This is a genomic window from Mycobacterium ostraviense, assembly GCF_002705925.1.
Classification (GTDB): domain Bacteria; phylum Actinomycetota; class Actinomycetes; order Mycobacteriales; family Mycobacteriaceae; genus Mycobacterium; species Mycobacterium ostraviense.
The window spans coordinates 1-9,560 of record NZ_NKRE01000193.1 but is presented as its reverse complement, the minus strand read 5'-3'; the positions used below and the strand labels follow the sequence as shown (position 1 = coordinate 9,560).

13 protein-coding genes are annotated in these 9,560 nt (G+C 65.6%); 11 read left to right on the top strand and 2 right to left on the bottom strand.

Annotated elements, in window-relative coordinates:
* Positions 1–176 precede the first annotated feature (176 nt).
* The 11 genes from CDN38_RS28690 (at position 177) to CDN38_RS28640 (ending at position 7,850) form a co-directional block, all read left to right on the top strand.
* The gene (locus tag CDN38_RS28690; RefSeq protein ID WP_099319533.1) at positions 177–1,286 is read left to right on the top strand and encodes a tyrosine-type recombinase/integrase; all 1,110 of its coding nucleotides are present in this window, start codon (positions 177–179) and stop codon (positions 1,284–1,286) included.
* Positions 1,283–1,723 carry a hypothetical protein gene (locus CDN38_RS28685; protein WP_142361432.1) on the top strand — a complete coding sequence of 147 codons (441 nt, stop codon included), beginning with the start codon at positions 1,283–1,285 and terminating at the stop codon, positions 1,721–1,723. Before CDN38_RS28690 ends, CDN38_RS28685 begins: the two co-directional genes overlap by 4 nt.
* 120 nt (positions 1,724–1,843) lie before the next feature.
* A complete protein-coding gene (locus CDN38_RS28680; protein WP_244307511.1) occupies positions 1,844–2,089 on the top strand; it encodes a helix-turn-helix domain-containing protein in 246 nt (81 codons plus the stop codon).
* Positions 2,086–2,358: a DUF6011 domain-containing protein gene (locus CDN38_RS28675; RefSeq protein WP_099319530.1), complete on the top strand. Its 273-nt coding sequence runs from the start codon at positions 2,086–2,088 to the stop codon at positions 2,356–2,358. The genes CDN38_RS28680 and CDN38_RS28675 overlap by 4 nt, the downstream gene beginning before the upstream one ends.
* 145 nt (positions 2,359–2,503) lie before the next feature.
* Positions 2,504–4,420 carry a DUF3631 domain-containing protein gene (locus CDN38_RS28670; protein ID WP_180276474.1) on the top strand — a complete coding sequence of 639 codons (1,917 nt, stop codon included), beginning with the start codon at positions 2,504–2,506 and terminating at the stop codon, positions 4,418–4,420.
* A 138-nt stretch (positions 4,421–4,558) separates the two neighbouring features.
* Positions 4,559–4,831, top strand: coding sequence for a hypothetical protein (locus CDN38_RS28665; RefSeq protein WP_244307510.1), 273 nt, complete (start codon positions 4,559–4,561; stop codon positions 4,829–4,831).
* Positions 4,828–5,088, top strand: coding sequence for a hypothetical protein (locus CDN38_RS28660; protein WP_099319528.1), 261 nt, complete (start codon positions 4,828–4,830; stop codon positions 5,086–5,088). The genes CDN38_RS28665 and CDN38_RS28660 overlap by 4 nt, the downstream gene beginning before the upstream one ends.
* The gene (locus CDN38_RS28655) at positions 5,085–5,432 is read left to right on the top strand and encodes a hypothetical protein (protein WP_099319527.1); all 348 of its coding nucleotides are present in this window, start codon (positions 5,085–5,087) and stop codon (positions 5,430–5,432) included. The genes CDN38_RS28660 and CDN38_RS28655 overlap by 4 nt, the downstream gene beginning before the upstream one ends.
* Entirely contained in the window at positions 5,429–5,647 is a 219-nt protein-coding gene (locus CDN38_RS28650) for a hypothetical protein (RefSeq protein WP_099319526.1), read from the top strand. The genes CDN38_RS28655 and CDN38_RS28650 overlap by 4 nt, the downstream gene beginning before the upstream one ends.
* 210 nt (positions 5,648–5,857) lie before the next feature.
* On the top strand, positions 5,858–6,385 hold the full coding sequence (locus tag CDN38_RS28645) for an HK97 family phage prohead protease (protein ID WP_180276473.1): 528 nt from the start codon (positions 5,858–5,860) through the stop codon (positions 6,383–6,385).
* A 4-nt stretch (positions 6,386–6,389) separates the two neighbouring features.
* Positions 6,390–7,850: a phage major capsid protein gene (locus CDN38_RS28640; RefSeq protein WP_099319524.1), complete on the top strand. Its 1,461-nt coding sequence runs from the start codon at positions 6,390–6,392 to the stop codon at positions 7,848–7,850.
* A gap of 653 nt (positions 7,851–8,503) precedes the next feature.
* Here the strand turns inward: CDN38_RS28640 and CDN38_RS29150 are convergent.
* The gene (locus tag CDN38_RS29150; RefSeq protein WP_142361431.1) at positions 8,504–9,055 is read right to left on the bottom strand and encodes a hypothetical protein; all 552 of its coding nucleotides are present in this window, start codon (positions 9,053–9,055) and stop codon (positions 8,504–8,506) included.
* Positions 9,052–9,453, bottom strand: a complete 402-nt coding sequence (locus CDN38_RS28630) for a hypothetical protein (RefSeq protein ID WP_099319523.1) — start codon at positions 9,451–9,453, stop codon at positions 9,052–9,054. Before CDN38_RS28630 ends, CDN38_RS29150 begins: the two co-directional genes overlap by 4 nt.
* Positions 9,454–9,560 lie beyond the last annotated feature (107 nt).

Genomic DNA, 9,560 nt, shown 5'->3' with positions numbered 1-9,560 from the left:
TGGTGCCCCCGGCAGGATTCGAACCTGACTGAGCTTTCGGCTCTGTTGTTGTCATTATCTGCGGTTTCTGTGCTCTGACCTGCGTATTAAGCACTTGCACCGCCCCCGCAGTATAGGACACTGCCGGACACATCGGTATATTCTTTTCGCACGAACTTTGCACGAAGGGCGAACAGATGGCACCGAAACACGGCACCCGCCGCACCTTCGGGCAACTTCGGCAACTGCCGTCCGGCCGCTGGCAAGCCGCCTACACCGGACCCGACGGCAGGCGGCACAAAGCTGCGCGAACCTTCGCGAGCAAGGATGACGCCATCGGATGGCTGAACATCGAACGCCGCAAAATCGACCTCGACACCTGGGGCGCGGTTGAACGTTCCGACGCCATCACGCTACGCAAGTACGCCGCGCAGTGGCTTGAACACCGCCAGTTGCGGCCCCGCACCCGAGCACACTACGAATCCATGCTGGAGCGGTTGATTCTGCCCGAGCTGGGGGACGCGAAGGTCGTCACCTTGACGCCGGCCAAAATCCGGCAGTGGCACGCCGGGCTCGGTTCCCAGCATCCGACCCGCAACGCCCACGCCTACTCCCTGCTGCACGCCATCTGCCAGACCGCCGTACAGGATGAGGTTCTCGACGCTAATCCGTGCCGCATCCGGGCGGCCATGCAGACCAAACGGCGCCGCGATGTCGACGTGCTCACGCCCGCCGAGCTGGACAAGCTGGCGGCCAAGATGCCCGCCGAGCTACGCGCCAGCGTTCTACTTGCCGGGTGGTGCGGGCTGCGGTGGGGTGAAACCTCCGAGCTACGCCGAGGCGACGTGAGCGCCGATTGCAGCGTGCTACGCATCCGGCGGGCCGTCACCTACCGCAAAGGTGTCTTCACCGTTGGGGAGCCCAAGACTGCCGCCGGTTCCCGCGATGTCGCGGTGCCGCCGCATATCCGGCCAATCCTCAAGACGCACTTAAAGAATCACGTCGGCCAGCTCGGCGACTCCCTGCTATTCCCGGACGGAGACGGCACTCACCTACGCGCCGATCTCTACCGCACCCATTGGGAGAGGGCCCGCAAGGCCATCGGCAAACCCAACCTGCGGGTACACGATCTGCGCCACGTCGGCGCGGTGCTCGCCGCCCAAAGCGGCGCCACCACGGCGGAACTGATGCACAGGTTGGGACATACGACGCCGCAGATGGCGTTGCGGTATCAGCACGTCGCTGAAGGCCGAGACGCCGAAATTGCGGAGCGTTTGTCGAAACTCGCTGTAGGACAAGGGAAATGATGGAGTCGGACACGGTCATCCGCGCCTACAAGGCCATGAAAAGCAGTCAGTTACGTCATCTACTGCTCGTCGAATACCGCTGCGCCAAAGGGTGTCTGCTGCTGCATGTGTGGAACACGGCAACAGGGGGTGCTATGTATTACCGTCCGCCGGTTCGTATCTCGCAGCCCATGCACGAGCGCACCGGGGTAGTTGAGCGCGGGCGTGTGCCAGAACGTGGCGGCGCTGTCGCTGACCTTGATGCGGGACGATGGGTATGGATCACTGACGAGCAGGAACGCAACGGCGTGGGGGTCAACTGGTTATTGATCGGATGCTCGCACTGTGTGGGATTACGTTTCCCGGCCGCGACGATCAAGGCCGACGTAGACGCGGCGACGCCTGGCAAGCCGGTCAAGGTAGCCGATTTCTGGATGACCCCGGAACCACCCAAGTAAAAGGGCGACATGCCGGACCCGACGCTAAATGTCGGCTAATGCCTGCCAACGTCCGCTACTATGTGCACCGCATACCTGCGATATCGAGCCCCGGTATAGATTCGCCGCAAGCTCCGAGAGTTGGGCAGCTCGGAAAGACAGAAGGTGTCTTTCCGCATGCCTCCTGCGAAAAAATCTCGTACGCCAGTCAAACGCCAACTGATCGGGCTGCAACAGGCCGCCGATCTCTGCGGAGTCGACTACCGCACCATTAGACGCTGGGTCGCTAGGGGCGACCTGGATGCCGTGAGGGTAGGTCGCAAACTGCTCAAAGTTGATGCGGCTGCCGTCGAAGCGCTGATGCAGCCGGTCGGCGGTGGCGCGTGAGCCCCCCCGGACGAGAAAGCCGCCCGGCGGGCTACCAGGCGGCCTACTCAGCAGATGCCACCCAGTCTACCGCCCCCTGGCGACAGGACCGGCACGACCCGCTGTCCGCCGAGGACCGCGCCGACCTCGACGTGCTGATCGCCGCGGCCGAGCGCGGATACCGGCTGGCGACACGCTGTCTGCGGTGCGGGCAATGGCTAGTTGCGCCGAGTAGCGTCCGACGCCACCTGGGTCCGGTCTGCGCCGCGAAGGCGGCCGCCGATGCCTAGCCAGACAGCGTATGAGCGGATCATCGGTGCGCTGCGCGACCGCGGCCAGCAGGTCGTGGAGCGGCGCGACGGCGACGCGATGGCCCAATGCCCAGCGCATAACGACGGTCGACCGTCACTACACATGACGCGGATCGACGGATCGGTGCTGCTGCACTGCTTCGCCGGCTGCTCCAGCGGCGAGATTTTGCGCTCGCTCGGCCTGCTCGCCGGGGCCGTCTACGACGACCCTAAGGGGACGACCTACGACTACCCGGACGGCCGCCGTGTCCATCGCACACCGGCGAAAAAATTCTGGCAGGAGAACGCCGAGGGCCGCCGCAGCCTGTTCCGCACGCAGTTCGGGGATGCTGAAACGGTTTTCGTGACTGAAGGCGAAAAGGACGTGCTGGCAATCGAATCGGTCGGCGGGGCGGCCACCTGTTCGGCGATGGGCGCCGGCAAGGCCGACAAGTTCGACTGGGAGCCCTTGCGCGGCAAGGCCGTAATCGTCATCGCCGACAAGGATGAGCCTGGCCGTAAGCATGCCGAACAGGTTGTCGGGCTACTGCAGGGCATCGCCAGCTCGATACGCATCGTTGAGGCCGCTGCGGGTAAGGATGCCGCAGACCATATAGCTGCGGGGTATGGGCTCGACGAACTGGTAACGGCACCGACCGCAGAGGTTGTGGACGGCGCCGAGCTGCTCGACCAGATCGAGCGGTTCGCCGGCCGATTCCTGGCGTTCGCGTCGGGGCATCACCTTACGGTGGTGGTGCTGTGGGTCGTTCACACCTGGACGGTATCCGCGTTCTACGTCACGCCGCGGCTGGTCCTCGACTCGCCTGAGCCGGGCAGCGGAAAGACGCGCGTCTTGGAAGTGCTGGCGCTGCTGTGCCGCAACGCCAAACTCACCTTGAGGACGTCGACGGCGGCCCTGTATCGGCGTATCGCGGCCGCGGGTGACGAGCCGCCGACCATCCTGCAGGACGAGGCCGACGCCGTATTCGGTCGGACGACCAACCCACAGTCGGAAGACTTGAGAGCCCTATTCAACGCGGGGTACAAGCGTGGCGCCACGGTTGACCGCTGCGAGGGCGACGCAAAAAATATGAAGGTCCGCGAGTTCCCGGTGTTCGCCCCGGTGGCGTTGGCGGGACTGTCCGGGAAGATGCCGGCCACTATCACCGACCGGGCCGTCACCCTGCACATGAGGCGACGGGCACCTGAAGAGCATGTCGCCGAGTTCCGCGAACGCGACGCCGCTATCGAGGCCGCAGCGCTCAAGGTGCGGCTGGAGCAATGGGCGACCAGCAATCTGGACATCCTGTCGGCCGCGCGGCCGATGATGCCCGATGGTGTGCGCGACCGCCCCGCTGAGGTCTGGGAAGCGCTGCTTGCCATCGCAGAGCTGGCGGGTGGGAACTGGTCCCAACGTGCGCGGGAGGCGTGCAGATTCTTCGTGCTCGACAGTGGGGCCGAGGACAGGCTGTCGCTTGGTATCCGGCTGCTGAGAGACATCAAGACGGTCTTCGGTGAACTGGACCGGATGTTCTCTGCCGACATAGTGGCCGAGTTGACCCGCGACACCGAATCGGAGTGGTGCGACCTGTGGGGTAAGCCCCTCGACCAACGTCGTCTAGCAACGGAATTGAAGCGCTACGGGGTGCGGTCAAAAGAGGTCCGCATCGGCACGCGCAACGCCAAGGGCTACACCGTGGCCGAGGACGATGGGCTCGGCCAAGCCTGGCACCGGTACTTGTCTCACGCCGGTATGCGCGACAAGCGCGACAAGGGCGACATTGCAGGTCAATCCGTCGCGGATGTGTCGCGGATAAACCGTGAGCGCGACATCCGCGACACGTCCGCGACACCCGAAACATCCCCTGAACAGCAGTTATTCGAAGATGTCGCGGTTGTCGCGGATGTAGCGCACAGGGATGGAATGTGCAGCAACGGTATGGATGGGCATTGCCGCGAGTGCCGCGACCCTATCCCGGAGCACATGCGTTCAGCCCGCATCCGGGGTGTGTGCACGCGATGCACCGCGAAGGTGACAGCAAACGTCGGCGGCATCCGATGACCGCCGTCCACTTCCTGCCAGTACTCGACGGCCGGTCCACCGTCCGATTCCGCTACGACTCAGCCGTCGTGTCGCTCATCAAGTCGACCGTGCCCGCCTACGCCCGCTCCTGGTCTGCTCAATCACGCTGCTGGTTCGTTGACACAGACTGGGACGACCGTGCTCGCGGCCGAGCTGGTCGGCCACGGCCACAGTGTCAGCGGACTGTCCGACCCGCACACGAGCAGCAGCGGCGACTGGGCACACGCCTTATTCCGGGCGGTCGGACCCCAACGCGCACCCGCCGTACACCGCGCCCTGTCCCGCGTGCTGCACCCGGATACCCCGACAGGCTGCCCGGTACTGCAGCGCCAACTCAACGACGCCAGAACCGCACTCAACACCACCTCAAAAGGAGCACCCGACCAATGACCGACTTCCCGATTCTCGACGCAGTCCGGCCACCGCCAGACCAACCCGGCGGCCGCACCATCATCGACACTCTCGGCCATCTAGAGCCTTTCCTCGACGAAACCGACTACTGGTGCTCCATGCCGCTGCGGTTGGTGCACAACCAGCTGGCCGGCATCGGTATCGAGCTCGGCCCGTATTCCCTCAACGCCAACGACATCGACCAGTTGCGCGCCGCCATCGCGGCCTACGATCGAGCGGCGGGAGTCGTCGCATGACCGACTCATCACCCGTCGGGGCCGCGCTCGACCTCATCCGCTACGCCAAACGCACCGACGACCCAGTCAGCGCAGCCACGGCCGTCGAACTCGCCACCACCGGCCTAGACGCCGAACAGCTGCGATCCGTGCTGCGGCTACTGCTCCCCTTCATGGCCGAGCTGTACAGCATCAAACGACTATCAGCCGAAGCGCTGGAACGCCAAGACAAGCAGACCTTCGCCGAGCTGACACAGATGCTTGGAGACCTCGACAACTACGACCCGGACGCCTACGACGCCGACCCCGTCGGCGACATCTGGCGCGCTGGCATGCCCGACGACACCGGACAGGACGAGCAGTGAGGAACGAAATCCCGATCGATTCGCCGACGATCGCCGCCGTCCGTGGCATCGCCGTCGCGGCCACCAACATGGGTGACCTGTACTCCGTCGCAGTTGAGAACTGGACCCGCGACCTGTCCCGAGACGAGCTGGTCGAAGTCGTGACGCTGATCGGATGCTTGTTGACCATGCCGACCGTCACCGCCGTGACCACCGGGGGGCAGGGTCGTGCCTAGAACGCGGCCGAAGCCCGGTTGGCCTCGCTTCCAGTCGATTCCGACCCCGCTGATGATCCGTTCGCTGGGTAGTTTCGGAATGTGGTTGCCCGCTGCTAGAATTGATGCAGCTCGGTACGCGCCAACGCCGGGAGCCGTCAGGGGACGGCCAACCCGGACAGGTCGCCCGCCACGCGAAGATTCCATTCCGCATGGGCGATTGGTGACACCGTGAGCGCAATCCTCTACCGCACAGCACAACTCGAGTCCGGCACCGGCCGGCAGTTGTATGGGCGCGCGGTGCCATATGGCGAAGTCGCCGAAATCGCTGACTATGCCGGCCAGTACAAAGAGAAGTTTGCCTACGGCAGCTTCGCCCGCTCGATCGAGCAGCGCGGCTCCAAAATCAGGCTTCTGACGGGTCACGACCATCGGCGGCTACCGGTGGGCCGGGCCACGGAGCTGCGCGAGCAGCCCGACGGCCTGTATGCCAGCTTCGAAGTCGCCCCGACGCAAGCCGGTGACGAACTGCTGACGCTGGTCCGCGACGGCTACGTGTCCGCGTTCAGCATCGGGTTCACACCGATTGCCGAACGCTGGGAAGGCGACGTACTGGTACGCACCGAGGCCAGCTTGCGTGAGGTCTCCGTGGTCAATGAGCCCGCCTATGCCGGTGCCGCGATTCAAGGCGTGCGGTCGGAATCGCTTGTCATTCCCCGTTCGATAGCCGAAGCCCGGCTATCCCTTCTCGATTGGTAGACCAATGACTGAAATTCAAGATATGACCGTGGAGCAGTGCCGCGCTGAGGCGCAAGCGTTGCTCGACTCCACCGATGGCGACTTGGCCGGCCCGGCCGCCGAACGGTTCCAAGCGTTGACCCGCCGCGCCGAGCAGTTGCGGCAGCGTCAGGCGCAGCGGGCCGCCGAGGCCGGGGACATGGTGCGTCGGCTCCGTGACGGCGATCCTGGGTTCGCCCTCGAAGGGCCTGGCGGCATGCGCCGCATCGACGGCACGCCGCTACCCGGATACGCCGCGCCGTCGCACTACGGGGATGAGGACCGGCCGCCCGCCGACCGCCAGCGGGACAACGCGATGCGGGTCTTGGAGCGGTCCATCAAGGCCGGCACCATGCACGAGCGCGGCGCAGAAACGATCGAGAAGTTGATCACCACCGGTGCCCCGCAATCGCGTTCCTGGACGGCCCGCTGGGCCGCCGCCGCCGGTGACCAAAACTATCTGCGGGCGTTCGCCAAGAAGATCGCCAACCCCGAGATGGGCCAGACCCTGTGGACCGCGCAGGAAGCCGAAGCGTGGCGCACCGCCGCGCAGGTCCAAGCCGAACGCGCCATGAACACCGTCGACGTCACGGGCGGGTTCCTGATCCCGGCTCAGCTTGATCCTGCAATTCTGCTGTCCAACAGCGGTTCTGTGAATCCGTTGCGGCAGATGGCAAGGGTCGTGCAAACCATCGGTGATGTGTGGCACGGCGTTTCGAGTGAGGGTGTGACCGCCGAGTGGCTGGATGAGGCCGCGGAGGTGGCCGACGCCAGCCCCACGCTCACGCAGCCCGCCGTGCCCTGCTACAAAGGCGCAGCCTGGGTGCCGTTCAGTATCGAAATTGAAGGCGACGGAGCAGGTTTCGTCACCGAGGTCAGTCGCCTGCTGTTGGATGCGGTTGAACAGCTCACCGCCGTGGCCTATGTCAACGGGACGGGGACCGGCCAACCCACCGGGTTCATTCCTGCGTTGACCGCCGTCCCGACTTACGTCGTCAATGGCGTGGGGAGTGAGACCGTCGCGGCGGCATTCGCCTACGCTCTGCAATCGGCGTTACCTGCGAGGTACCAACCCAATTCGGCGTTCGCGGCGGCGCTGTCCACGATCAACGTGTTGAGGCAGGCCGAAACCAGCAACGGTGCGTTGCAGTTCCCCGCGTTGCAGGATAATCCGCCGATGCTGTGCGGGCGCCGCATGTGGGAGGTATCCAACATGGCTACCGTCAACGCTGCGGTGACCGATACGGTGTACCCGTTAGTGCTCGGTGATTGGTCGCAATTCCTGATCACTGATCGGGTCGGAAGCATCGTCGAGCTGGTGCCGCACGTGTTCGGGGCCAACCGCCGGCCCACCGGCCAGCGCGGATTCTTCGCATGGTTCCGCACCGGCTCCGATGTGCTGGTGGGCAACGCATTCCGCGCGTTGAAGGTGCAGACCACCGCCTAAATAGGGCCTGGTCGGCATTATGGGGGGCGGGGCACCATCGCGAAAAAGTTCGAGCCTGCTGGCGACCCCTCGGTCGCCCCGATCTATCCCGTAACAACGCGAGTTACGTTACCCCTCGTCTAAGTCATGTCACCATGGAACCGCGACTACCGGCTGGCAGTAAGGCGCGGTTTCACTGCACGAGGATCGCGACCTGCGACACCCTCTGGTAGCGCAGGGTGCTGCGAGGTGATAAGCACCCCGCAGGCCCATAGCCCACGCCGCTGGGGTAGATCAGGCCTACCTCATCCCCCCCGGACAGCGGCCCGTTTTAGACCTGGCAACTGGTCTAAAGCTATCCGCCACGATCACCGTGACGGAGGACCCGCCTGCGGCGCGTTTGGCGCAACCCATCGTCTTGCCCCAGGACTTGCCGCGAGTTCGAAGGAGACCTTCAACGTGAAGGTTCCCCTCGTGTGCCAGTTGCCGTGCTCACCGCGCCACCACCCACCCGCGTCGCCCCGCTTCCGCGTGGGCATCGGCCAGTGCGCGGTCATCGTGGCCGCATGGGCGTAGCGGGCACGGTCCAGATGAAACCTCTTTACCCACCTGAAGGGCGCCGCGTACGGCGAAGCGGTTGCCGACCGTTATGGCGCGGGCTTTGTCCTGGCCCGTCACTGCTCGCCCCGCCCGTCGGCGTCGCGGTCGTCGGCCAGCCGCTGGCTCTCGGCTTCGGCCTGAAGGTGCGGCCACATTCCGGCCAGCAGCGCTTCCCGGTTGGCGTCGTCGTCGAGCTGGGCGTGAAGCAGCGCCCGCTGCGGCCCGGACGTGTGGGCGTAGATCGCCGGAATCTGCTCATCGCCGTCGTGTTCGTCCTCGTCGAGCACGTCTGCGGCCTCAACGAGCGCCGCGGCCAGCCGGCGGGCCTGCTCCGGGCTGACACCGCACTCGGGCGGCTCCGAGTACTGGATCGTCGCCTCAGTGCGCAGTACCCGCCCGTCAACGATGCGGTCCTCAGCCGCGATCCACACGTCATCACCGAAGTAGCGTTCCCAGTGGCAGACGGGGCCGCCGCCGAACTCAGCGGTGAGCATCCCGCATTCTGGGGTGTCGCCGGGTAGGCACCATGGCGGTGGCGGGGTGGCCGGGCCTATGTCGGTGGTCGGGCGGGCTAGCCAGCGCGCCCCGGCCGCGCTGAGTTGGTCGCGGTCGTCGTGGCCGGTCATCGCTCGTCGTCCTGGTCCTCGTCGGCGCCGCGGCTGTCGGCCAGCCGCTGGCTCTCGGCTTCGGCCTGAAGGTGCGGCCACATTCCGGCCAGCAGCGCTTCCCGGTTGGCGTCGTCGTCGAGCTGGGCGTGAAGCAGCGCCCGCTGCGGCCCGGACGTGTGGGCGTAGATCGCCGGGCCGCACTCGTCGGCGCGCGCGTCACCCTCGACGACGGTAGCGAGACGGCGGCATGTGGAGATCAGCCCGTCCAAGCGTGCGGCGAGCTCGACGGCGCGGCTGTGGCGGGCGCCGGTGAGGGCGGACCTGGCGGCTGCCAGCGCGACGGCCGCGGCGAGCAGGTGGTTCTCGCAGTCGCGGAGACCGGCCAGCGGGCCGGGCGGCAGTGGGGTGGTGGTCATTGGTGGCTCCAATTTCGTTCGGAGCACGAAAACCTAGTTGCACGAATCTTGCACGGACTTGTATCTGCGCTGGTCAGATGGTGCCCCCGGCAGGATTCGAACCTGCG